This window comes from Amycolatopsis echigonensis, from assembly GCF_002846615.1.
GTDB classification, from domain to species: Bacteria; Actinomycetota; Actinomycetes; order Mycobacteriales; family Pseudonocardiaceae; genus Amycolatopsis; species Amycolatopsis echigonensis.
This window is the reverse complement of sequence record NZ_PJMY01000003.1, coordinates 152,026-175,290: the sequence shown is the minus strand read 5'-3', so window position 1 is coordinate 175,290 and position 23,265 is coordinate 152,026. Positions and strand designations below refer to the sequence as shown.

Here is a 23,265-nt window from a genome sequence, read left to right as displayed (position 1 = left end):
ATCGCCGTGGAAACGATCGGGTTCTGGCCGGCGCTGGGCGCGGCGGACCGCGCGAAGTTGGAAGACCTGTCCGTCCGCAAGGCTTACCGGCGCGGGGACGTTCTCTGCCGCGAAGGCGAGCAGGCCTCGGTGGTGCTTCTCCTGCTGACCGGGCACGTCCGGATCACCAACGCGACGCCGGACGGGCGCGAGGTCGTGATCGGCGTCCGCGGCGCGGGCGACGTGATCGGCGAACTGGCCGTGATCGACGGCGGACGGAGGTCGGCGACTGTGCAAGCACTCGACGAACTGGATGTCCTGGTCGTGCCCGCCGCGCGGTTCGTCGCGCTGTGCCAGCGCGAAGCGGCGATTTCCTGGGCGCTGCTTCAAGTTTTGGCCGACCGGATGCGCGACGTCGGACGCCAATGGCTCGATCTCGGCGGCGGGACGACCACCCGCCGCGTCGCCGCGCAGCTGATGCAGCTGGCGGTGCAGCACGGCGTGCGGCGCGGTGCGGACATCGAAGTCAAAGTGCCTGGCACGCAAGCGGAACTCGCGATGACAGCGGCGATTTCGCGCGAATCGTGGGCGCGGGTGACGCGGGAACTCCGCCGCCGGGGGGTGATCAGCACCGCGCGCGGCCAGGTGACCGTCCACCGGCTCGCGGAACTGCGAAGGCTCGCCCGCTGAACGTGTCAGCTGACACAGATTTCCTGGCGTGGCCGGGGTTTCCTGGAAACACACCACCGAGGGAGGCAGTCATGGAACCGTTTCTTCCTGCTCCTCAGCCGGTTCGCTGGCGTCGGGGGGTGTACGCGGCAGCGCTGGTCGTCCCGTTCACCGTGGCTCAGGTGTGGGCGCTGCTGGTGTTGCTGAGCTTCGACTCGCTCCACGGTCTCGTCGGACAGGCCTTCCTGGTGACCCTCGCCGGTTCCGTCGTCGCGACGGTCGTCGGCTGGCGCTGGGTGTGGCAGCTGGGCTCGGAACGCAAGCGGGTGCGGGCGCGCGAGGAAATGCGCAGGCGGGCGTCCGAGAACCTGCGCGAGTTCGGGCGCGAGGACCTGCGCGAACCGCGGATACGGGTGCGGTCATGAATGCCGTGCTGGCCGCCGCGGAGAGCGGGCAGGGGGTGCCGGCCGGGGTGCTCGTGCTCGCGCTGGTGATGCTGGTCGCGGTGATCCGGGTGCTGCGGTGGATCGCGGGGGTGGCGGTCCGGGTGGCTGCTTCGGTGGCGGCGGTTTCGGGGTTGGTGGTGGGGGTGTTCGGGGTCGGCGGAGTGGTGACTCTTGTCGCGGTGGCTATGGCGGCGAAGTAGGGGGCGGCTCGTCGCCTGGGGGCGACATTGCAGGTGGGTGGTGCGGTGGGGCACCCCGAAGCCGGAGTGTGCTGACGGTTCGGGGGTGCTTGTCAATGCGGGAAAGATGCCTTGACAAGCACCCCCGAACCGCAGGGAGGCTTCGTATCGGGGTGCAGGGCGGGGGCTGGCTGCCTCGGGCGTTGGGTGTGCTGGCTGCGGTTTGTCAGGCGCCGCGGAGTAGTTCGACTACTCGTTGGGGTTTGCGGGTGCTGAAGAGCCAGTAGGGGGTGGGGTCGGCTGGGTCGGTCAGGGTGAACCGGACGGCGGGGCCTACCCATCCGCGGTGCAGGACGAAGGCGGCGGGATCGCTGCGGTTTGGGCGGGCTGGTGCTGGCGGACGGGCACGCGAGTGGTCCATGAAGGGGCCCTTGAGGGAATCTGGGTGGATTCGAGGGGTGGTTGCAACACGGGTGGTTATGTGGTTGTGGTGAGGAGGTTAGCGAGGCGTTCGGCTGGGGTGTCCCAGTCGAGTGTTTTGCGGGGTCGGCGGTTGAGTTGTGCGGCGACGGCGGCGAGGTGTTCGGGGGTGTGGGCGGACAGGTCGGTGCCTTTGGGGAAGTATTGGCGCAGCAGGCCGTTGGTGTTTTCGTTGCTGCCGCGTTGCCAGGGGCTGTGGGGGTCGCAGAAGTAGACGGGGATGCCGGTGGCGATGGTGAATTCGTGGTGGCGGCCCATTTCGCTGCCCTGGTCCCAGGTCAGGGATCGTTGCAGGTGCGCGGGCAGGGTCGCGGCGGTGGCGGCGAGGGCGTCGCGGACGGCCTCGGCGCCGCGGCCGCGGGGCAGGGGCACGAGCAGGACGTAGCGGGTGGTGCGTTCGACCAGGGTGGCGATGGCCGAGGCGTTGTCCTTGCCGATGATCAGGTCGCCTTCCCAGTGCCCGGGGACGGCGCGGTCGGCGGCTTCGGCGGGCCGGTCGCTGATCATGGCCATGGGTTCGGCGAAGCGGGGCCGGCGTTGCTGGCCGGCGCGGGGTTTGCGCCTGGCGCGGCCGGTGCGCAGGGCGCGGGCCAGTTCGCGGCGCAGTTCGCCGCGGCCTTGGACGTAGAGGGCCTGGTAGATCGTTTCGTGGGTCACGTGCAGCTCCGGCCGGTCGGGGTGGTCGCGGCGCAGCCGGCGGGCGATCTGCTCCGGGCTGAATTTCTCGCCCAGCATGGCCTGCACTCGTTCCCGCAGCTCGGGGCAGGCCGCGATCTTGCCCGTTTTCGGCCTCGGGCGGCGTGCCCGGGCCAGGTCGTGCGCCGCATGGGGCCGGTAGCCGCCTGCGGGAGGGGTGTTGCGGGCGATCTCCCGGCTGACCGTGGAGGGGCTGCGGCCCAGCTCGGCCGCGATCGCCCGCTGCGAGCGGCCCGTCGCCAGCCCGTCCGCGATCGCGATCCGTTCCTCGACCGAGAGGAACCGGTCCGAACCCGGCCCGGGCCGGGCGGGAGCCGGGCGGGCGTTCGCGCCGGCCCGGCTCGGCCGCCCGTGCCGCCAGCGATGCCCGGTCCTGCGGCCGACCCCGACAATCCGGCACGCCTCGACCGTGCCCACGCCCTCCGCCACAAGATCAAAATACCGGCGGCGTTCCGCAGCCAACCGCACCCGACCCCGCGACGCCCGATCCCCACCGACCCCGGCCACTGCAACTCCTGCACAACTCAGGTGCTGCAACCACCACTAGAACCCAAGCTAGGTCCCTGAAGGGGCCCTTCACGGGCGGCGGAGGGCCTTGAGGGGATTCCTGGGGCTCAGGCTCCGTGAAGGAGGCCCTCACGGATGGTGGCGGGCTGTGAGGGGCTCCTTGAGGGAATCTGGGTCCGTGAAGGGGCCCTTCACGGATGTCGGGCGCGAGGGCCCTGGGGCTCGCGGCGAGAAGTGCGGTCTGCCAGCGGAGCGGTCCGGATCAACCGGCGGAGAGTTGGCGTTTCACTTCGGCGGCGACCCGGGAGCCTTCCGCGCGGCCGGCGACCTTCGGCTGTACTGCCTTCATCACCGCGCCCATTCCGGCCATTCCGGAGGCGCCGGTTTCCGTCACTGCCTCGGTGACCAGGGTGCGCAGCTCGTCGTCCGAAAGCTGGGCGGGCAGGTAGGCGGTGAGGACTTCCGCCTCGGCGCGTTCGCGTTCCGCCGAGTCCGCGCGGCCTGCCTTTTCGAAGGCTTCGGCGGCGTCGCGGCGTTTCTTCACCTCGCGGGTGATGATCTTCAGCACCTCGTCGTCGGAGAGTTCGCGGGCGCTGTCGCCTGCGGTTTCTTCGTAGCCGATCGCCGAGAGGGTCAGCCGCAGCGTTGCCGAGCGCAGCTGGTCTCGGGCTTTGATCGCGGTCGTCAGGTCGTCGTGCAGGGTCGCCTTCAGCGTGGTCATATACCCGATCCTGGCGCCCGCCCCGCCCGGCTGCCCGCGCCGCGCCGTCGACGAGGGGGTCTTCTAGACTCGCTTCCGATGTCCGACCAGCCTGAAATCCCCCTTTTCCTTCCGGAGGTGCGGTGATGCGTCTCGTTTTCGCCGGCACCCCGGAGCCTGCCGTGCCGTCGTTGCGCGCACTGATCGAGTCCGAGCGGCACGAGGTCGTCGCGGTCGTCACGCGGCCGGACGCCCAGGCCGGGCGCGGCCGCAAGGTGTCGCGGTCTCCTGTGGGCATGCTCGCCGACGAGCACGGCATCGAGGTGCTCACCCCCGCGCGCGCCGGTGACCCGGCGTTTCTCGCCCGGTTGCGCGAGCTGGCCCCGGACGTCTGCCCGGTCGTCGCGTACGGGGCGCTGCTGCCGCAGTCCGCGCTCGACATTCCCGCGCACGGCTGGGTCAACCTGCACTTCTCGCTGCTGCCCGCGTGGCGCGGCGCGGCTCCCGTGCAGGCCGCGATCCGCGCCGGGGACGAGATGACCGGCGCGTCCACCTTCCGGATCGTGAAGGAGCTCGACGCGGGGCCGGTGTTCGGCGTGGTGACCGAGACGATCGGCCCGGACGACACGGCCGGCGCGCTGCTCGGCAGGCTCGCCGAGTCCGGGGCGCATCTGCTCGTGTCCACCGTGGACGGCATCGAGGACGACACGATCCGCGCGGTCGAGCAGCCGAGCGAGGGCATGAGCTACGCGCCGAAGGTGACCGTCGAGGACGCGCGGGTGTCGTTCGCGGACCCGGCTTCGGCGGTCGACCGGCACATCCGTTCGGTGACGCCGGATCCCGGCGCGTGGGCGGAATTCCGCGGCGAGCGGTTCAAACTGGGACCGGTCACCGTGCTCGACGAACCCGGTCCGCGGCCGGGCGAGCTGGTGGTCGAGCGCAAGCGCGTGCTCGTGGGCACGGCGACGAAACCGGTGCGGCTGGGAGAGGTCCAGGCGGCCGGCAAGAAACGGATGGCGGCCACCGACTGGGCGCGCGGCACGAGGATCGACGAAGGAGAGCGCCTGCGGTGAACGAGCGTGGAGAACGACGGCCGTCACGGCCGCAGCGGGGCCGTCCGGCTCCGCGCAAACAGGGACCGCGGCGTCCGCCGGAGATCGACCCGGCCCGCCAGGTGGCGTTCGACGTCCTGCGCGCCGTTCGCGAGAAGGACGCGTACGCCAACCTCGTCCTCCCGCAGCTGCTGCGGGAACGCCGGGTGAGCGGCCGCGACGCCGCGCTGGCCACCGAACTGACGTACGGCGCTTCGCGCGCGCAGGGCCTGCTCGACGCCGTGATCGCCGCGTGCACCGACCGGCCGATCGAGAAGACCGACCCGGTGGTGCTCGACGCGCTGCGGCTCGGCGTCTACCAGCTGCTGCGCACCCGGATCCCCGAGCACGCCGCGGTCGGGTCCACTGTGGACCTCGTGCGCGCCGAAGCCGGTTCGTGGGCAACGGGATTCGCGAACGCCATCCTGCGCGTAGTGTCTACAAAGGACGAAGCGCAATGGCTGGCCGAACTGACGCCGGACGAGGCGACCGACCCCATCGGCGCGTACGCGCTCCGCACCGCGCACCCGCGCTGGGTCGCCCGGTCGTTCGCGGAAGCGTTGGGGGACAAGGGCGCTGAGCTGAAGGCCGCCCTCGAAGCGGACGACGCCCGCCCCGCGGTGCACCTGGTCGCCCGCCCCGGCGAAATCAGCGCCGACGAACTGGCCGCCATCACCGGCGGCGACCCCGCGCCGTACTCGCCCTACGGCGTGCACCTTCCCGCGGGCGCGGGCGATCCGGCCGACGCGGAACCGGTGCGCGAACGCCTCGCCGCGGTGCAGGACGAAGGCAGCCAGCTGTGCGCCATCGCCGTCGCCAAGGTCCCGCTGAAGGGCTCCGACGAACGCTGGCTGGACCTGTGCGCGGGTCCCGGCGGCAAAGCGGCGCTGCTCGGCGCGCTGGCCAAGATCGGCGGCGCGCACGTGGATGCCGTCGAGAAGGCTCCGCACCGGGCTCGGCTGATCGAGAACGCCACCGAGGGCCTGCCGGTCACCGTGCACGTCGCCGACGGCCGCGAAAGCGGCTTGGAACCGGGCTACGACCGGATCCTGGTCGACGCGCCGTGCAGCGGCTTGGGCGCACTGCGCCGACGCCCCGAGGCGCGGTGGCGACGCAAGCCGTCGGACGTCGCGGACCTCACGAAGCTGCAGGGCGAACTGCTGATGGCGGCGCTGGAGCTGGCGCGTCCGGGCGGCATCGTCACGTACGTCGTCTGCTCGCCGCACCTGGCCGAAACCGAAGGCGTGGTAGGCGAAACCGCCCGCCGGACCAAGTCCGAGATCGTGGACGCCCGGGAGTTCTTCCCCGACGTCCCGCAGCTCGGCGACGGCCCGTACGTCCAGCTGTGGCCCCACCGACACGGCACCGACGCGATGTTCTGCGCGGTGCTGCGAAAGCCGTGACGGATCTGGGTTTGGTCGCCAGCTCGTGCGGAGGACTGGACACCCGGTTCACCGACGAGCTGGCGAAACCCGCGGTCGCCCGCGGCTGGCGGCTGGCCGTCACCCTCACGCCGACCGCGTGGGGCTGGCTGAAAGCGACCGGCGGCCTGGGCGAACTCGAAGCCGCGACAGACCTTCCGGTGCGCAGCACGTCCCGCTTGCCCGGCGAACCCCGTCCGCATCCGGACCCGAAGGTGTTCCTCTTCGCGCCCGCGTCCGCGAACTCGGTGGCGAAGCTGGCGCTGGGAATCGCCGACAACCAGGCGCTCACGCTGCTCGGCGATGTCCTTGGCGCACCAGGGATCACCATCGTGGTCGCCTACCAGATCCAGGACACCCGGGTGCATCATCCGGCCTGGCAGCGGCACCTCGACACCCTGGCCGGAGCAGGCGTCCGGCTGCACCGGCTCGACCCGCGCCGCCCCTGGTCGGAACCCCTGGACCTCCTGCCCTCGCCCGCGTAACGAGGGCACCGATCTGGGGCCGCCCGCCGACGTTCTGAGCGCGATAGGGTTGCCGTCTGGGAAGCGGCCCGGCTCCCGGCCGTTTTGTGCCCCGTACGCAGAAGGCAGGAATCCGATGCACCGGCTCACCGTGCTCTACCCTCCGCCCGCCGATCCCGACCACTTCCGCGAGTACTACGTCAACACGCACCTGCCGCTGGTGGCGAAGATGCCGGGGCTGATCCAGTCGCAGTACTCGCTGGACGTCGCCGGCAGCAAGTACTTCGCCGTCTTCCACGCCGACTTCGAATCAGCCGAGGCGCTGGCGGCCGCGCAGGCCTCGGAAGCAGGCAAGGCAGTTTCCGCGGACGTGCCGAACTACGCCACCGGCGGCGTAGAGGTAATGCACTACAACCTGAGCTGACGAACGCGACAGTCGTGACCATGCCGGGGTGGTGACTGTCCGGGACATATGACAGTCACCAACCCTCTGTGCCCTAACCGGATTTCGGCCTGGCGAGCGCTCTCGGACGGTGGCTGGGTGTCAGCGCAGGCGAAGTGCGCGCTTCACCGTGCCGAACAGGTCGGTCTGGTTGGTCAGCCCGACGACGTTCGCCGCCTGCGGCCCGTAAGCCGCGATCCGGACCTGCGTGCCGGTGTGCTCCATCGAGGAACCGGGCAGCGCGGTCCCGTAGCTGAGGGTCATGTTCGCGCCCTCGTTGGTGACCAACGTGGCGGTCTGGCCAGGAGTCTTGGCGTCGTTCGAGATGATCTGGCTGGTGTGCCCGTGGTCCGCGGTCACCACGACGAGCGTGTCGGGGTTGCTGCGCGCGTAAGCGAGCCCGGCGGCGACGGCGGCGTCGAAGTCGATCGTCTCGCCGATCTGCCCGCAGGGGTCCGCCGCGTGGTCCTGCTTGTCGATCGAGGCGCCCTCCACCTGGAGGAAGAAGCCCTTGTCGCTCCGGCGGTCGTCCAGCAGCTGCAAGGCTTTCCGCGTCTGCGCGACCAGCTTCGGCTGCGTCTTCGGCAGAGCCGGGTTCGGGGTGCAGCGGGTCGGCGCGGTGCCGCCCTGGGCCGCCTTCGGGCCGGTCCAGTTCACCGGCAGGTTGCCCGGCGCGAACAGTCCGAGCAGCGGCGTGCCGGGACGGGCCTTGGCCAGGTCGTCGGCGGTGTTCGCCACGGTGTACCCGGCGGCCTTGGCCTGCTCCAGGACCGGCTTGCCCTTGAACTGCCCGGCGGTCGCCTTCTGCTCGAAGTACTTCGAGCCGCCGCCCAGGAGCACGTCCGGGCGGGTCTGCACGAGCTGCTCGGAGATCGAGCCCGCGCCGCCGTTCTCCTTGGCGTTCCGCGCGCACTTCTTGGTCGTCTCGTCCGGGCCCTTGCAGTCGCGGTCGACGACGTGCGCGCCGAGCACGGCCGGCGTCGCGTCCTGGACCTCGGCGGTGGTCACGTCGCCGGTGCGCAGGCCGCTGCGCTTGGCGAGCTCGAGCAGCGTCGGGACCGGGTTGCCGTAGGCGTCCACGGAAATCGCGCCGTTGTAGGTCTTCGTGCCGGTCGCCCATCCGGTGCCGGACGCCGCGGAGTCGGTCACGTAGTCCGGCTTCGCCGGGTTGCCCTTCTCCACCGCATAGGTGGTGTAGTCGCCGGTCAGCGGGAACTCGTCCATCGCGAGCCGGCCGGCCGCGCCGCGCTCGTAGTTGCGCGCCGAGGTGATCTCGGACTGGCCCATGCCGTCGCCGATGAAGAGGATGACGTTGCGCGCGTGCCCGCCCTGGATCGCCTGGCGGACCTCTTGCGTGCGGTCGCCCGAACCGGCCGAAGCGGTGCGCGCGCCCTGGTCGTCCTGGGTGCCCTGCGCGGCGATCGCGACCGGGGCGGCGGCGACCATCGCGACGCCGAGCGCGCCCGCGGCCAGCCACTTGCGGCGGCCTGCCAAGACCGTTCTCATGGTTCTCCTCGAAGTGCTTATCGTCCGGAACTTCCGGTGTGACCTATTAGTGCTCGCCGATGTGTTCGACGCGGGGAATCCGGATGAGCACCCGGTGTCCGGAAAGCGAACTCCGGTGCGGTCACGGCCGGTGAACAGCCGGGAACCCGGTCCTCTTACACTCGGGTCGTGGCTTCACCTCTCATCGCACCCAGCATCCTGTCCGCCGATTTCGCCAGGCTCGGCGAGGAGATCGCGGCCGTCGCGCACCCCGGCGACACCCGGGCCGACTGGGTGCACGTCGACGTCATGGACGCGCATTTCGTGCCCAACCTGACCCTCGGCCTCCCGGTGGTCCAGTCGCTGCTGAAGTCCACCGACCTCCCGCTCGACTGCCACCTGATGATCGAAGACCCGGACCGCTGGGCGATCGGCTACGCCGAGGCCGGCGCGTACAACGTCACGGTGCACGTGGAAGCCGCCGCGGACCCGGTCAAGCTGGCGAAGAACCTGCGTGCCGCCGGCGCGAAGGCGGGCCTGTCGATCAAGCCGGGCACGCCGCTCGAACCGCACCTCGAAACCCTCAAGCACTACGACACGCTGCTCGTCATGTCGGTCGAACCCGGCTTCGGCGGCCAGTCGTTCATCGCCGACGTGCTGGAGAAGGTGCGCACCGCGCGCCGGCTGGTCGACACCGGGCACCTCAAGCTGGTGGTCGAGATCGACGGCGGGATCAACGCCGACACCATCGAACAGGCCGCCGAAGCGGGCGTCGACTGCTTTGTCGCGGGCTCGGCCGTCTACGGCGCCGAGGACCCGGGCCGCGCCGTCGCCGCCCTGCGCGAGCAGGCCGCCCGCCTCCGCGTCAGCTGACCTTCGGGCCGGGAAGCTCCCGGAGCCGGACGGGTGTTGGATGGAGGGGCCACCGAGGGCGGTGGCCCGGCGAGGAGGCAGCAGTGTTCACGGGAATTGTCGAAGAGGTCGGCGAGGTCACCGCGGTCGAGCAGCTCACCGACGCGGCCCGGCTCACCGTGCGCGGCCCGCTGGTCACCTCGGACGCCGGCCACGGCGATTCGATCGCGGTCAGCGGCGTCTGCCTGACCGTCGTCACGGTCTCCGGCGGCGAGTTCACCGTCGATGTGGTGAACGAAACACTTCAGCGTTCGAGCCTCGCGAAGGTGGCCGTCGGCGACGCGGTGAACCTCGAGCGCGCGACGCCCGCGGGCGGACGCCTCGGCGGCCACATCATGCAGGGCCACGTCGACGGCACCGGCGTCTTCCTCTCCCGCGACGAGCGCGGCGTGACGACGTTCTCCCTGCCCCCGGCCTTGTCGCGGTACGTCGTGGAGAAGGGCTCGATCGCCGTCGACGGCGTTTCGCTCACCGTCGCGAGCGTTTCGGAGGACCGGTTTTCGGTCGCTTTGATCCCCACCACGCTCGAGGCGACGACCCTCGGCAGGCGCGAGGAGGGCGACTTCGTGAACCTCGAAGTGGACGTCGTGGCGAAGTACGTGGAGAAGCTCACTGCGCCACACATGGCCGCGAACGCGCACAATGTGTGACATCCACCCGGCGGCGGCAGCGAAGGAGCACCCGTGAGCGAGACGAAGGCGGCCGAGCCGCAGACCGGATGGACCCCGTGCGGAGCAGGCGCGGCGGTCGACGTGGACGCCATCGAGGCCGCGATCGCGGACATCGCCGCCGGACGCGCGGTGGTCGTCGTGGACGACGAGGACCGCGAGAACGAAGGCGACCTCATCTTCGCCGCCGAGAAGGCGACGCCGGAGTTGCTCGCGTTCATGGTGCGCTACACCTCGGGCTACGTGTGCGTCGCGCTGACCGAGAACGAGGCGGACCGGCTCGACCTGCCGCCGATGTACCACACGAACCAGGACCAGCGCGGCACCGCGTACAGCGTCACGGTCGACGCGGCCGAGGGCATCACCACCGGCATTTCCGCCGCCGACCGCGCGCACACCACCCGGCTGCTGGCCGACCCCGAGGCCACCGCGAAGGACTTCCGCCGCCCCGGCCACGTGGTGCCCTTGCGCGCCAAGGAAGGCGGCGTGCTGCGCCGTCCCGGGCACACCGAGGCGTCGGTCGACCTGGCCCGGCTGGCCGGTCTGCACCCGGCCGGCGTGCTCTGCGAGATCGTGTCGCAGAAGGACGAGGGCGACATGGCCCGGCGCGACGAGCTGGAAGTGTTCGCCGCCGACCACGACCTGAAGATCATCTCGATCGCGGACCTGATCGCCTACCGGCGGCGCACCGAGAAGCAGGTCGAACGCGTTGCCGAGGCGCGGATCCCGCTGGCCGCGGGCACGTTCCGCGCGGTCGGGTACGACAGCCTCCTCGACGGCATCGAGCACGTCGCTTTCGTGTACGGCGAGATCGGCGACGGCGAGGACATCCTGGTCCGGGTGCACTCCGAATGCCTCACCGGCGACGTCTTCGGCTCGCTGCGCTGCGACTGCGGCCCCCAGCTGGACGCCGCGCTGCAGAAGGTGGCCGACGAGGGCCGCGGTGTCGTGCTGTACATCCGCGGGCACGAGGGCCGCGGGATCGGGCTGCTGCACAAGCTGCAGGCGTATCAGCTGCAGGACGCGGGCGCGGACACTGTCGACGCGAACCTGGCGCTCGGCGTTCCGGCGGACGCGCGCGACTACGGCACCGGCGCGCAGATCCTGTGCGACCTCGGCGTCCGCTCGATGCGGCTGCTGACGAACAACCCGGCGAAGCGGGTCGGCCTCGAGGGCTACGGCCTGCGCGTCACCGGCCGGGTCTCCCTGCCGATCTCGCCGAACCCGGAAAACCTGCGGTACCTGCGCACGAAGCGCGACCGGATGGGGCACGACCTCAGCCAGCTCGAGCACTACGACCAGGTCGGCGCGGCCGACGCGGGCACGGAGGAGGACACCACGCGATGAGCGGCGAGGGGCGGCCGGAAGCCGCGCTCGACCTGCGCGACTGCAAGTCCCTGCGGCTGGCTGTCGTCGCGACGCGGTGGAACGCGAAGATCACCGACGTCCTGCTGGAGCGCGCGCTCGCCGCGGCGAAGGACGCCGGGCTGGAGGAAGAGCCCACGGTCATCCGGGTGGCGGGTGCGGTGGAGCTTCCGGTCGCGGCACAGGCGCTGGCGCGCAACCACGACGCGGTCGTCGCGCTGGGCGTCGTGATCCGCGGCGGCACCCCGCACTTCGAGTACGTGTGCGACGCGGTCACCGCCGGTCTCACCCGGGTCGCGCTCGACGAGAGCACCCCGGTCGGCAACGGCGTGCTGACCTGCGACACCGAGCAGCAGGCGCTGGACCGCTCCGGCATGCCCGGCTCGGTGGAGGACAAGGGCTACGAAGCGGCCGTGGCGGCGCTCGACACCGCGCACGTGCTGCGCGGCCTCGGCAAGCCGTGGACCGAGCGGGGATTCGTGTGAGCGTGATGACCGAGCAGCAGACCACCCTCGTGATCCGGCCGCGCCGCGCGCTGATCATGTGCAGCGTGCTGGCGGTGGCGCTGCTCGCGGCGTTCGTGGTGGTGGCGGTCCTGCTGCGTAATTCGCACACCGGCGTCGTGTTCGAGGCGTCGGACCAGATCGCGATGATCGGCATCGGCATCGCGCTCGCGGCGGGCACGATGCTGTTCGGCACCGCCCGGGTCCGCGCGGACGCCACCGGCATCGAGGTCCGGAACGTCCTTGCGCGGCGGGCGTTCACCTGGGACCAGGTGCTGTCGATCAGCTTCCCGGACGGTGCCTCGTGGGCCCGCCTGGAACTGCCGGACGACGAGTACTTCTCGGTGATGGCTGTCCAGGCGGTGGACCGGGAACGCGCGGTGACGGCGGTGCGCGCGCTGCGGAAGCTGCACCGGGCCGCGACCGAGGCCTGAGGTCTTACAGCTCCAGATCCACGACGATCGGCGCGTGGTCCGACGGTCCTTTGCCCTTGCGGGCTTCGCGGTCTACGTAGGAATCGGTGACTGCCTTGGCGAAAACCTCGTTCCCGTAGACGAGGTCGATGCGCATTCCCTTGTTGTTGGGGAAATTCCCGGCGCGGTAGTCCCAGTACGTGAACGGGTGGTCGTACTTCAGCGGCCGCGGGAACACGTCGGACAGCCCGGCGTCGCGGAGCTTCTTCAGCGCTGCCCGTTCGGGTTCGGTGACGTGCGTGGACTCGGCGAACAGCGTGATGTCCCAGACGTCGTCGTCGGTGGGCGCGACGTTGAAATCGCCGAGCACGGCGAACGGACGCGCGTTCCGCAGTTCTTCGCCGACGAGGTCGCTGAGCTTCTCGAACCACTCGAGTTTGTAGGCGTAGTGCGGATTTTGCGGTTCGCGCCCGTTCGGCACGTACACCGACCAGAGGCGGATCCCGCCGCACGTCGCGCCGATCGCCCGCGCCTCGGCCTGCCCGTCGAAGCCCGGTTCGCCCGGCAGCCCGCGCACCACGTCGTCGAGCCCGACCCTGGAGAGGATCGCGACGCCGTTCCACCGCCCCAGCCCGTACGCGGCGACCTCGTATCCGCGCGCGGTGATCTCTTCGGCGGGGAAGGCTTCGGTGGTGTTCTTGATTTCCTGCAGGCACAGAACGTCCGGCGCGGTCCGGTCGAGCCAGTCGAGCACGCGGGGCAGCCGGGGAACGATGGAGTTCACGTTCCAGGTGGCGACGCGGACGGTCATGGCTGCGCTCCCTGATCGCTCGGCGGGTCGTCGAAGCCCTACGCTACGGCAGGACTCCGCCGACGGTGCAAGGCGACCGGGTCGCGCACCGCGGCTCCCGGACATCGCGTCCCGCGTCGGCTGAACCCGTCCGTGCTCGCCTCGCGCACGGGGTCTCACGGAAACTGTCAGGCCCTCGCCATACAGTGGGCACGTGGCTGATCCGACCACCTACCGACCTCAGCCGGGGAGCATCCCGGACTCGCCTGGCGTGTACAAGTTCCGCGACGCCGCCAAGCGAGTCATCTACGTGGGCAAAGCGAAGAGCCTGCGCAGCAGGCTGAACTCGTACTTCGCCGACCTGTCCGGCCTTCATCCGCGCACGCGGCAGATGGTCACCACCGCGGCGAGCGTCGAGTGGACCGTCGTCGGGACCGAGGTCGAGGCGCTCCAGCTGGAGTACAACTGGATCAAGGAGTTCGACCCGCGGTTCAACGTCCGCTACCGCGACGACAAGAGCTACCCGGTCCTCGCCGTCACGCTGAACGAGGAATTCCCCCGGCTGCACGTCTACCGCGGCGCGCGAAAGAAGGGCGTCCGCTACTTCGGGCCGTACTCGCACGCGTGGGCGATCCGCGAGACGCTCGACCTTCTCCTGCGCGTTTTCCCGGCCCGCACCTGTTCCGCCGGCGTCTTCCGGCGGCACGGGCAGATCGGGCGGCCGTGCCTGCTCGGCTACATCGACAAATGCTCGGCTCCGTGCGTCGGCCGGGTGTCCGCGGACGAGCACCGGGCGATCGTCGAGGACTTCTGCGACTTCCTCGCCGGCCGCACTGACGCGATGGTGAAGCGGCTCGAACGCGAGATGGCCGAGGCGTCGGAGGAGCTGGAGTTCGAGCGTGCCGCGCGCCTTCGGGACGATCTGGGCGCGTTGCGCCGTGCGATGGAAAAACAGGCCGTGGTGTTCGGCGACGGCACGGACGCCGATGTCGTCGCCTTCGCGCACGACGAACTGGAGGCGGCCGTCCAGGTGTTCCACGTGCGCGGCGGGCGGGTGCGCGGGCAGCGGGGCTGGGTGATCGACAAGGCCGAGGAAATGGACGTCCCGGCGCTGGTCGACCACTTCCTCACCCAGTTCTACGGCGAGGAATCCGATCGCGCGGGCCGCGACGACGTCGAGACCGGTCCGGTCGTCCCGCGCGAGGTGCTGGTGCCGGAGCTGCCCGCGGACGCCGACGCGGTCGCCGAATGGCTGTCCGGTCTGCGCGGTTCGCGGGTGCGGCTGCGGGTCGCGCAGCGCGGCGACAAGAAGGCGCTCGCGGAAACGGTGGAGCGCAACGCCAAGGAAGCGTTCACCCAGCACAAGCTGCGCCGCGCGGGCGATCTCACCGCGCGGTCCGCGGCACTGCAGGAACTCCAGGACTACCTGGCGCTCGACAGCGCGCCGCTGCGCATCGAGTGCATCGACATCAGCCACATCCAGGGCAGCGACGTCGTGGCGTCGCTGGTGGTGTTCGAGGACGGGCTGCCGCGCAAGTCCGAGTACCGCAAGTTCGCGCTGCGCGAGGCGGCGACCGAGGGCGACGTCGCGTCCATCGCCGAGGTCGTGCGGCGGCGGTTCTACCGGTACCTCAAGGAAACGGCCGAAAACGCGGCCGAGGCAACGGAAACCGCTCCGGAAGCCGCTTCCGACGGCGAGGAACCGGGGGACGAGGCGGTCCGGCCGGTGCGCGCCGGGATCGATCCGGAGACCGGCCGCCCGCGCAAGTTCGCATACCCGCCGAACCTGCTGGTCGTCGACGGCGCGGGCCCGCAGGCCACCGCGGCCGCGGACGTGCTCGCGGAACTGGGCATCACCGACATCGCAGTCGTCGGGCTCGCGAAGCGGCTCGAAGAGGTGTGGCTGCCCGGAGAGCCGGACCCGATGATCCTGCCGCGCACGTCCGACGCGCTCTATCTGCTGCAGCGGCTGCGCGACGAGGCGCACCGGTTCGCCATTCGCTACCACCGCGAAAAGCGCGCCAAACGCATGCAGGCGTCCGAATTGGACAGTGTGCCCGGACTCGGGCAGGCTCGGCGCACCGCGCTGATCAAGCACTTCGGCTCGGTGAAGAAGCTCAAACAGGCCCGGGTCGAGGAAATCGAAGCGGTGCCCGGTTTCGGCAGGCGCACTGCCGAGGCCGTGGTGGCGGCACTGGCCGGGGAGACCGGCGCCGCACCGCGGGCAGTACCGGGAGGGGACCAGGGGTCGTGATCGGGAAGGAAGCACACGTGAGTGCGGAAGAGGAAAAACGAGGCAGCGGGATGGAGGTCGCGGTCGTCTCCGGCCTCTCCGGCGCGGGCCGCTCCACGGCGGCGAAATGCCTGGAGGACCTCGGCTGGTTCGTGGTCGACAACCTGCCGCCGGAGCTGATCGCCACCATGGTCGAGCTCGGCGCGCAGGCGCGGGGCGCGATCACGAAGGTGGCGGTGGTGATGGACGTGCGCTCGCGCGCGTTCACCGACGACCTGGCCTCGGTGATCAAGGACCTGGACGCGCGCGGGTACAAGCCGCGCGTGCTGTTCCTGGAGGCCACCGACGCGGTGCTGGTGCGCCGCTTCGAATCGGTCCGCCGCGGCCACCCGATGCAGGGCGACGGCAGGCTCGCCGACGGCATCACCGCCGAGCGCAAGCTGCTTTCGCCGCTGCGCGAGGAGGCCGACCTGGTGCTCGACACGTCCGCGCTGTCGGTGCACGACCTGCGCGCGAAGATCGAGGACGCGTTCGGTTCCGAGGCCAGCACGCAGACCCGCGTCACCGTGCTGTCCTTCGGCTACAAGTACGGTTTGCCGATGGACGCCGACCTGGTGATGGACGTGCGGTTCCTGCCGAACCCGTTCTGGATCCCGGAGCTGCGCGAGCACACCGGCCTCGACGGCGAGGTGCGCAACTACGTGCTGTCGCAGGAAGGCGCCGAGGAATTCCTCGACCGCTACCACCAGCTGCTGCGGCTCATCGGCGCCGGCTACAAGCGCGAGGGCAAGCGGTACCTGACGCTCGCGGTCGGCTGCACCGGCGGCAAGCACCGCAGCGTCGCGATCTCCGAGGAACTCGCCCAGAGACTGTCCAATGAGGACGGCATGGCAGTAAAGGTGGTGCACCGGGATCTTGGCCGGGAGTGACGTGCGCGCGGTGGCGCTGGGCGGAGGACACGGGCTGCACGCGACGTTGACCGCGCTCCGGCGGATCACCCGCGCCGTCACGGCGGTGGTGACGGTGGCCGACGACGGCGGGTCGTCCGGCAGGCTGCGGCGCGAACTGGGGCTGCTGCCGCCGGGCGACCTGCGCCAGGCGTTCGCCGCCTTCGCCGCGGAGGACGGCGGGCGGCTGTGGGCGGAGGTGTTCCAGCACCGCTTCGGCGGCGACGGCGCGCTCGCCGGGCACGCCGTCGGCAACCTGCTGCTCGCCGGGCTGTTCGAGGTGCTCGGCGACCCGGTGGCCGCGCTCGACGAGGCGAGCAGGCTGATGGGCATCTCCGGCCGGGTGCTGCCGATGTCGCCGGAGCCGCTGGAGATCGAGGGCGAGGTCAGCGGCCTGGACAGCGAGGACCCGGACGCGATCCGGCGCATCCGCGGCCAGGTCGCGGTCGCCAGCACGCCCGGCCAGGTCCACCGCATCTCGCTGCACCCGGCCGGACGCCAGGAACGCCCGCCGCGCGGCTGCCCGGAGGCGATCGAGGCGGTGCTGGCGGCGGACGTCGTGTTCCTCGGCCCCGGCTCGTGGTTCACCAGCGTGCTGCCGCATCTCCTGGTCCCGGATCTGCACGACGCGCTCGTCCGCACGACGGCGACCAAGGTCGTCGTGCTGAACTTGGTCCCCCAACCGGGGGAAACCGGCGGATTCTCCCCGGAGCGGCATCTGGACGTACTCTTCGAACACGCGCCCGCGCTGCGGGTCGACGCCGTCGTCGCGGACCGTGATTCCGTCCCTGACCCGGCAAGCCTGCGCCGGGCGGCCGAACGCCTCGGAGCCAGGGCCTGCCTGGGGGCGGTGGCCGACCCGGTCGTGGCGGGACGGCATGATCCTGGTGCGCTCGCCCAGTGCATGCGAGAGGCATTGGGCCTCGGCGGGGAGCACTGTGGGTGACGGCGGGCGCGCAGCGAAAGGCAGGAGGGGCAGTACATGGCGATGACCGCCGCGGTGAAGGACGAACTGAGCCGGCTCGAGATCACGAAGATCGGGCCGCGCCGGGCGGAGGTCGCGTCGCTGCTTCGCTTCGCGGGCGGGCTGCACATCGTGGCCGGCCGGGTGGTGGTCGAGGCGGAGCTGGACACGGGTTCGGTCGCGCGGCGGCTGCGCAAGGAGATCCACGAGCTGTACGGACATCATTCGGACGTGCACGTGATCACCGCGAGCGGCGGCCTGCGCAAGGGGACGCGGTACGTCGTGCGCGTGGTGAAGGACGGCGAGGGCCTGGCACGCCAGACCGGCCTGATCGACCAGCGCGGCCGTCCTGTGCGAGGCCTGCCCGCCGCGGTGGTGTCCGGCGGAGTGGCCGACGCCGAAGCGGCCTGGCGCGGCGCCTTCCTGGCCCACGGCTCACTGACCGAACCGGGCCGCTCGTCGTCCCTGGAAGTGACCTGCCCGGGCCCGGAAGCGGCCTTGGCGCTGGTCGGTGCGGCCCGGCGGATGGGCATCCAAGCGAAATCCCGGGAGGTCCGAGGCGCGGACCGGGTCGTGGTCCGCGACGGTGACGCGATCGGTGCCCTGCTGACCCGCCTGGGCGCGCACACGAGCGTGCTGCAATGGGAAGAACGCCGGATGCGCCGGGAGGTGCGTGCGACCGCCAACCGCCTCGCGAACTTCGACGACGCGAACCTGCGCCGCTCGGCCCGCGCGGCCGTCGCGGCGGCCGCCAGGGTGGAGCGCGCGCTGGAAATCCTCGGCGACACCGCCCCGGACCACCTGCTCGCCGCCGGCCGCCTGCGCTTGTCGAACCGCCAGGCGTCGCTCGAGGAACTGGGCCAGCTGTCCGACCCGCAGATGACGAAAGACGCGGTGGCGGGACGGATCCGGCGGCTGCTGGCGATGGCGGACAAACGGGCGAAGGAGCTGAGCATCCCGGACACCGAATCGGCGGTGACCCCGGAGATGCTGGAAGAAGAAGCCTGACACTGCTGCTGGCGGTGACCCCGGAGATGCTGGAAGAAGAAGCCTGACACTGCTGCTGGCGGTGACCCCGGAGATGCTGGAAGAAGAAGCCTGACACTGCTGCTGGCGGTGACCCCGGAGATGCTGGAAGAAGAAGCCTGACACTGCTGCTGGCGGTGACCCCGGAGATGCTGGAAGACCCGGAGATGCTGGAAGAAGAAGCCTGACACTGCTGCTGGCGGGCTGGGGCGGGGGCTTGCCTGGGCAGGTCGCGGCTTGGGCAGTGGCGGGGTTGTCCGCTGAGCCCGGCCGGAACGTGCCCAGGTTGTGGTGGCTTGCGCGGGAAGAGGTGGCCTGCTCGGGCTGGGGGCTGCGATGGGTGCCCGGCCGGTTGTTGGTGGCTTGTGCGGGGGAGGGCGGCCTGCTTGGGCTGATGGCGGTGACTCGCGTGGGGGCGGGGTTGCCACCTAGTCCGGTCGCGGCGGTTGTGGTGGCTGTGGGTGTCTGGCCGGTTGTTGGTGGCTATGCGGGGAGTGTGGCCCGCCTGGGTCGCTCGCGGTGACTCGCGCCTAGGTGGGATTGCCTGCCTAGCCCGGCCGCTGCGGTGGGTGCCTGGCCGGTGGCGGTGGCTTGTGCAGTGGAACGGTGGCCTGCCTAGGCCGGTCGCGGCGACTCGAGCAGGGGCGGGCTAGTCCGCTTAGCCGGTCGCGGCAGCTGGGGGTGGTGATGGGTGCCCGGCCGGTTCGGTGGCTTGCGCGTGGGCCTGCCTGGAGCCGCTGCGGCTGAGCTACGCGGGGAACCGTTGTCCGACATCCTGTGCTGCGGGTCCCGGCGGCTGCACGGCCTCCGCGAACCCTCTGGCGCGCCGCGGCGCAACTGCTAGGCCCAGACTGGGGCGAAGCCAGCACCGAGACTGAGGGCCCGCGCGGGAGCCACGTCGAGCGCTGGCGGAACCCTCCGGCGAGAACCGGCACAAACACTCACGACGATCCCCCCCGGAAGAGCCTCCCCACCATGCTGGCCGAGCCTCCGATCGACCCGTCCCATGAGCGTTCTGCTGCGCCTTCCGCAGCGCCCGCTGCCACGTCCTGCGCTTTCCACACATGCCCGGCTTCAGCACTCGGTGGAGCCGCCGCCCGCCGCACACTGGCAAGACTTCGTCCACAGTGGACAAATCACCCCCGCCACACCGCCGGGTTCGCTACCGTGGGGGCATGATCGATGTGCCGCTCTCCGCACTTGAACTCGCGCTGGTCGAAGCCGGGCAGTCGGCCACGGCGGCGCTTGAGCCGCTTTCCTCCGTCGCGCGGCGGGTTGACGACCTCGGCTACCACCGGCTCTGGTTCGCCGAGCATCACGGTTCCCCGGCGATCGCCAGTGCGTCCCCGCAGGTGCTCGCGGCGCACGCGGGCGCGGTGACGTCCCGGGTGCGGGTCGGGTCCGGCGGGGTGCTCGCGCCGAACCACGCGCCGTTCGCGTTGGCCGAGCAGTTCGGGACGCTGTCCGCGCTCACCGGCGGCCGGGTCGATCTCGGGGTCGGCCGCGGGCCGGGCGCGCTCGATCCGGAGATCATCCGCGCGTTGCGCCGCGGAGGTGAGCCAGCTCAGGAAGCCGACTACCACGCCGACGTCGACGAGCTGGTGAAGCATCTCGGCAGCGACAAGGTGCTCCCGGGCGGAGTGACCGTGCCGGAGCCGTGGCTGCTCAGCTCGAGCCCGGCGGGCGCGGAGGTCGCCGCCGAGCGCGGGTTGCCGATCGCGTTCGCGCACCACATCCGGCCGGACAACACCGCGGCCTCTCTGGAGCGTTACCGGGAGAAGTTCCAGCCGTCCAAGTGGCGCTCCCAACCGTACGTGCTGCTGTGCGTCGAGACGATCTGCGCGGACACCGAGGCCGAGGCGGAATACCTGTCCGGGCCGATGAACGTGCTCAAATCCCATCTGCTCACCGGCGGTGGGGGAGACCAGCCGATGCTCACGCCGGAGGAGGCCGCGGGCTACGAGTTCGCACCGGAGATGGTTCCGCAGCTCGAACATTTCCGCGCGGCGCAAGCGTACGGCGAGCGGGAGCAGGTCCAGGCGCGGCTCGCGGAGCTGGCGAAGCAGACCGGCGCGGACGAAATCATGGTCACTGTCCCGGTTTTCGACGCGAAGGCACGCATCCGCTGTTACGAACTGCTGAAAGAATGAGGTGCGGCAGGGTGACCGGCGCCGCTCCGGTCACCCTGCCGCGGCTTATCCGGCGAGCGCCGCGCCGGGGAACTTCAGCTGCACCACCACGTTGTCGATGGTGTCCGGCGTGCCGCCGAGCTTGTCGTTGTTCGTCGAGGTCACCCAGAGGTGCCCGTCCGGCGTCTTGGTCACCGAGCGGAGCCGTCCCCACCGGCCGGAGAACACCGCCGACACGTCGCCGACGCTGTCGCCCTTGATCTGCGTGACGAACAGCTGCTTGCCGGTCACCGCCGCGATGTAGATCCAGTCGTTCACGATCTCGATGCCGGACGGTCCGGCCTGCGAAGTCGGCCACGTCTTCTTCGGCGCGATCGTCCCCGAGCAGTCGCCGATCGTGCCCTCGCAGGCCGACCAGCCGTAGTTGCCGCCCTTCTGGATCAGGTTCAGCTCGTCCTGGCTGCTCTCGCCGAATTCCGACGACCACAGCCGCCCCTGCGAATCCCAGGCGAGCCCTTGCGGATTGCGGTGCCCGTAGCTCCAGACGTACCGCGCGTTGCCGCCGGTGGCATAGAACGGGTTGTCGCTCGGCGCGGAACCGTCCGGGTTGAGCCGCAGGATCTTGCCGTTGAGCGAACTCTTGTTCTGCGCGTTCGCCTTGACCTTCGCGTCGCCGACGGTGGCGTACAGCTTGCCGTCCGGGCCGAACGCGATCCGGCCGCCGTTGTGGTACTGGTTCTTGGCCATGCCGGTCAGCACCGGGGTGGTGGTCTTCGAGAGCGTGGTGCCGTCGTAGGTGACCTTCACGATCCGGTTGTCGCTGGCCGACGTGTGGTACAGGTACACCGCGTGGTCGGTGTTCCACTGCGGCGAGATCGCCAGCCCGAGCAGCCCGCCCTCGCCGTTCGTGGTGACCACGCCGGAGATCTTGCCGAGCGTCGTCTTCTTGCCGTCCGGGGTGATCTGCAGCAGTTCGAACCGGTCCCGTTCGGTCACCAGTGCGTTGCCGTTCGGCAGGAAACCGACCGCCCAGCCGAGGTCGACCTTCGCGATGTCCTTGTCGTACGACGGGATTCCGCCGCCCGCACCGGTGCTGCTCGTCGTCTTCGCGGTGACCGCGTTGCTCGCCGCGGAGGCGTTTCCGTTGGGATCACGGGCTTTCACGGTGAACGTGTACGACGTGTTCGGCTTGAGGTCGGTGACCGTCGCCGAAGTCTGCGTCGTGGTCGAGACGAGGTCCTTGTCCTGGTACACGTCGTAGCCCGCGATCGAGCCGCTGTCGTCGGTGGAAGCCTTCCAGGACAACGAAATGCTGTCCGAAGTGCTGCCCGTGGCCTTGAGCGAACCAGGCACGCTCGGCGGGGTTTTGTCGTCGCTGGGCGGGGTTTTCACGCCGACGACGTTGCTCGGCTGGGACGGGTTGCCCGCCGCGTCGTAGGCGATCACCGAGATGTCGTACGAGGTGTTCGGCGTCAGCTGGTCGACGGTCGCGGAGTTGGTCTTGCCGTCCACGACCTTCAGCGTGTTGCCGCCGCGGTTGATCTCGTACCGCGTGACGCCGACGTTGTCCGTCGCCGGGTCCCAGCGGAAATCCGCCGCGGTGGGCCGGATGTTCGACACCTGGAAGTTCTTCGGCGGCGTCGGCGGTTCGGTGTCGACCGGGGCGCTGAAGCTGTCGATGATCTTGTCGGTGTTGGGGCCGCCGTTCGCGGACGCCGAAACGGTGCGCACGTGGTTGACGCCCGCGGTGAGCTGGACGGTCGCGGTGACGGTCTTCCACGTCGTCCAGGAACCGGTGCTGGGGAAGGAAACCGTGCCCTTGTCGCCGCCGTCGACCACGAGCTTCATCGGCCGGTCGTCGGAGGTTCCGTTGGCATAGCGGAAAGTCAGCGTGTGCGTGCCGGCCTGAGCCGCGTTGACCGAGTAGTCGGCGTAGCTGCCGACGAGGTTGTCGAAGTCCACGAATCCCTTGCCGGAGTAGCCGGAGTGATTCGTGGCGATCTTGGCCGGGGAGAGCGTCGCGTCCTCGGACTCGTAATCCCCGGTCGCCGCGGTGGCGGTGACCGGGGTCAGCAGTGCGCAGCCGAGCGCGGTCGCCGCGGTACCGGCGAACAGCGCGCTCAACGTCGAGCGTCGTGCCACGGGGGCCTCCTGCTTGAGGGGGGTCGGGGCGGCGGCGGAAGATATTCGTTAGGAAAGTTTCCTATTTATCGGGACAGATCACACACCCTCGGCAGGCGCGGTGTCAATAGTGCGATCGCGGCATTACGCTCCGCAGCGAGCGCCGCGGAGCGTGCGTCGAGGGAACCGGCAGGTCAGAACCCGGCGATGTCCGCCCGGGCGATCACCTTCGTGATCCTCGCCCGGACGAGGGATTCTTCCGGCACGGCGTTGCGCTTGCCGTAGGCCGGGCCGTTCTCCTCGCCCATGTACCGCGCGCCGAGCCGGGTGGCCCACTCCAGCATTTCGTCCAGGTCGTGGTGCAGTTCCGCCTCGGCGGTGAACTGGACGTACGAGAACGGCGGCCGCTGGTCGTCCACGGCGAGCGAGAGCCGCGCGTCGCGGCGCAGGGCCTTGCCTTTGAGCGTGTCAGTGCCGGTGGTGAAGATCAGTTCGTCGCCGTTCGGGCCCTCGTTCAGCAGGAACCACACGGGCGTGACGACCGGGGCCCCGTTGGCCCGCACGATCCCCAGCATCCCGGTCCGCGTGCCCTCGCTCGCGAACTTCCACCACTCCGCCCTGGTCATCTCCCGCAT

The 23,265-nt window shown here is 70.6% G+C and carries 22 protein-coding genes and 2 pseudogenes; 17 read left to right on the top strand and 7 right to left on the bottom strand.

Annotated elements, in window-relative coordinates; translation table 11 throughout:
- The first annotated feature begins 6 nt into the window (after window positions 1–6).
- The 3 genes from ATK30_RS05270 to ATK30_RS05260 all read left to right on the top strand — a co-directional run bounded on the left by ATK30_RS05270 (window position 7) and on the right by ATK30_RS05260 (window position 1,294).
- Window positions 7–669 carry a Crp/Fnr family transcriptional regulator gene (locus tag ATK30_RS05270; RefSeq protein WP_101434571.1) on the top strand — a complete coding sequence of 221 codons (663 nt, stop codon included), beginning with the start codon at window positions 7–9 and terminating at the stop codon, window positions 667–669.
- 119 nt (window positions 670–788) lie between these two features.
- Complete coding sequence (locus ATK30_RS46020; protein ID WP_244194524.1) at window positions 789–1,073, top strand: hypothetical protein; 285 nt, start codon at window positions 789–791, stop codon at window positions 1,071–1,073.
- Window positions 1,070–1,294 (top strand): hypothetical protein, encoded by a 225-nt coding sequence (locus ATK30_RS05260; RefSeq protein WP_101434570.1) that lies wholly within the window; start codon window positions 1,070–1,072, stop codon window positions 1,292–1,294. Before ATK30_RS46020 ends, ATK30_RS05260 begins: the two co-directional genes overlap by 4 nt.
- Window positions 1,295–1,499: 205 nt before the next feature.
- Here the strand turns inward: ATK30_RS05260 and ATK30_RS05255 are convergent.
- The 3 genes and pseudogenes from ATK30_RS05255 to ATK30_RS05245 form a co-directional block, all read right to left on the bottom strand.
- Window positions 1,500–1,646 (bottom strand): annotated as a pseudogene (locus ATK30_RS05255) (DUF3093 family protein); the annotation flags it as partial.
- Between the two features lie 104 nt (window positions 1,647–1,750).
- A complete protein-coding gene (locus ATK30_RS05250) occupies window positions 1,751–2,956 on the bottom strand; it encodes an IS30 family transposase (protein WP_101434569.1) in 1,206 nt (401 codons plus the stop codon).
- Window positions 2,957–3,218: 262 nt separating this feature from the next.
- Window positions 3,219–3,677 carry a GatB/YqeY domain-containing protein gene (locus ATK30_RS05245; RefSeq protein WP_101434568.1) on the bottom strand — a complete coding sequence of 153 codons (459 nt, stop codon included), beginning with the start codon at window positions 3,675–3,677 and terminating at the stop codon, window positions 3,219–3,221.
- 125 nt (window positions 3,678–3,802) lie between these two features.
- Here ATK30_RS05245 and fmt point away from each other — a divergent pair, with 125 nt between their 5' ends.
- The 4 genes from fmt to ATK30_RS05225 all read left to right on the top strand — a co-directional run bounded on the left by fmt (window position 3,803) and on the right by ATK30_RS05225 (window position 7,056).
- On the top strand, window positions 3,803–4,729 hold the full coding sequence (gene fmt, locus ATK30_RS05240) for a methionyl-tRNA formyltransferase (RefSeq protein WP_101434567.1): 927 nt from the start codon (window positions 3,803–3,805) through the stop codon (window positions 4,727–4,729).
- Entirely contained in the window at window positions 4,726–6,150 is a 1,425-nt protein-coding gene (locus ATK30_RS05235) for an RsmB/NOP family class I SAM-dependent RNA methyltransferase (protein ID WP_101434566.1), read from the top strand. Before fmt ends, ATK30_RS05235 begins: the two co-directional genes overlap by 4 nt.
- On the top strand, window positions 6,147–6,653 hold the full coding sequence (locus tag ATK30_RS05230; RefSeq protein ID WP_101434565.1) for a flavoprotein: 507 nt from the start codon (window positions 6,147–6,149) through the stop codon (window positions 6,651–6,653). Before ATK30_RS05235 ends, ATK30_RS05230 begins: the two co-directional genes overlap by 4 nt.
- Before the next feature lie 115 nt (window positions 6,654–6,768).
- Window positions 6,769–7,056 carry an EthD family reductase gene (locus ATK30_RS05225; protein WP_101434564.1) on the top strand — a complete coding sequence of 96 codons (288 nt, stop codon included), beginning with the start codon at window positions 6,769–6,771 and terminating at the stop codon, window positions 7,054–7,056.
- A 120-nt stretch (window positions 7,057–7,176) separates the two neighbouring features.
- Here ATK30_RS05225 and phoA read toward each other — a convergent pair whose 3' ends face one another.
- Window positions 7,177–8,580, bottom strand: coding sequence for an alkaline phosphatase (phoA, locus tag ATK30_RS05220; RefSeq protein WP_101434563.1), 1,404 nt, complete (start codon window positions 8,578–8,580; stop codon window positions 7,177–7,179).
- 168 nt (window positions 8,581–8,748) lie between these two features.
- Here phoA and rpe point away from each other — a divergent pair, with 168 nt between their 5' ends.
- The 5 genes from rpe to ATK30_RS05195 all read left to right on the top strand — a co-directional run bounded on the left by rpe (window position 8,749) and on the right by ATK30_RS05195 (window position 12,441).
- On the top strand, window positions 8,749–9,432 hold the full coding sequence (rpe, locus tag ATK30_RS05215) for a ribulose-phosphate 3-epimerase (protein WP_101434562.1): 684 nt from the start codon (window positions 8,749–8,751) through the stop codon (window positions 9,430–9,432).
- Between the two features lie 83 nt (window positions 9,433–9,515).
- Window positions 9,516–10,121, top strand: a complete 606-nt coding sequence (locus ATK30_RS05210; protein WP_101434561.1) for a riboflavin synthase — start codon at window positions 9,516–9,518, stop codon at window positions 10,119–10,121.
- Between the two features lie 33 nt (window positions 10,122–10,154).
- Complete coding sequence (locus ATK30_RS05205; RefSeq protein WP_101434560.1) at window positions 10,155–11,486, top strand: bifunctional 3,4-dihydroxy-2-butanone-4-phosphate synthase/GTP cyclohydrolase II; 1,332 nt, start codon at window positions 10,155–10,157, stop codon at window positions 11,484–11,486.
- Window positions 11,483–11,989 (top strand): 6,7-dimethyl-8-ribityllumazine synthase, encoded by a 507-nt coding sequence (gene ribH / locus ATK30_RS05200; protein WP_037814621.1) that lies wholly within the window; start codon window positions 11,483–11,485, stop codon window positions 11,987–11,989. The genes ATK30_RS05205 and ribH overlap by 4 nt, the downstream gene beginning before the upstream one ends.
- Window positions 11,990–11,994: 5 nt before the next feature.
- Entirely contained in the window at window positions 11,995–12,441 is a 447-nt protein-coding gene (locus ATK30_RS05195; protein WP_101440641.1) for a PH domain-containing protein, read from the top strand.
- 4 nt (window positions 12,442–12,445) lie between these two features.
- On the opposite strand, the gene ATK30_RS05190 is transcribed toward ATK30_RS05195, so the two are convergent.
- Entirely contained in the window at window positions 12,446–13,231 is a 786-nt protein-coding gene (locus ATK30_RS05190; protein ID WP_101434559.1) for an exodeoxyribonuclease III, read from the bottom strand.
- A 193-nt stretch (window positions 13,232–13,424) separates the two neighbouring features.
- Here ATK30_RS05190 and uvrC point away from each other — a divergent pair, with 193 nt between their 5' ends.
- The 5 genes from uvrC (at window position 13,425) to ATK30_RS05165 (ending at window position 20,530) form a co-directional block, all read left to right on the top strand.
- The gene (gene uvrC, locus ATK30_RS05185) at window positions 13,425–15,464 is read left to right on the top strand and encodes an excinuclease ABC subunit UvrC (RefSeq protein ID WP_101434558.1); all 2,040 of its coding nucleotides are present in this window, start codon (window positions 13,425–13,427) and stop codon (window positions 15,462–15,464) included.
- 50 nt (window positions 15,465–15,514) lie between these two features.
- Window positions 15,515–16,372, top strand: a complete 858-nt coding sequence (rapZ, locus tag ATK30_RS05180; protein WP_020658140.1) for an RNase adapter RapZ — start codon at window positions 15,515–15,517, stop codon at window positions 16,370–16,372.
- A 1-nt stretch (window position 16,373) separates the two neighbouring features.
- Window positions 16,374–17,336, top strand: coding sequence for a gluconeogenesis factor YvcK family protein (locus ATK30_RS05175; RefSeq protein WP_037359138.1), 963 nt, complete (start codon window positions 16,374–16,376; stop codon window positions 17,334–17,336).
- A 36-nt stretch (window positions 17,337–17,372) separates the two neighbouring features.
- Complete coding sequence (whiA, locus tag ATK30_RS05170; protein WP_093574335.1) at window positions 17,373–18,362, top strand: DNA-binding protein WhiA; 990 nt, start codon at window positions 17,373–17,375, stop codon at window positions 18,360–18,362.
- A gap of 1,193 nt (window positions 18,363–19,555) precedes the next feature.
- Window positions 19,556–20,530: an LLM class flavin-dependent oxidoreductase gene (locus tag ATK30_RS05165; protein ID WP_101434557.1), complete on the top strand. Its 975-nt coding sequence runs from the start codon at window positions 19,556–19,558 to the stop codon at window positions 20,528–20,530.
- Between the two features lie 48 nt (window positions 20,531–20,578).
- On the opposite strand, the pseudogene ATK30_RS05160 reads toward ATK30_RS05165, so the two are convergent.
- Together ATK30_RS05160 and ATK30_RS05155 are read right to left on the bottom strand one after the other, a co-directional pair.
- A pseudogene (locus tag ATK30_RS05160) lies at window positions 20,579–22,624 on the bottom strand (PQQ-dependent sugar dehydrogenase); the annotation flags it as partial.
- 200 nt (window positions 22,625–22,824) lie between these two features.
- Entirely contained in the window at window positions 22,825–23,265 is a 441-nt protein-coding gene (locus tag ATK30_RS05155) for a PPOX class F420-dependent oxidoreductase (RefSeq protein WP_101434555.1), read from the bottom strand.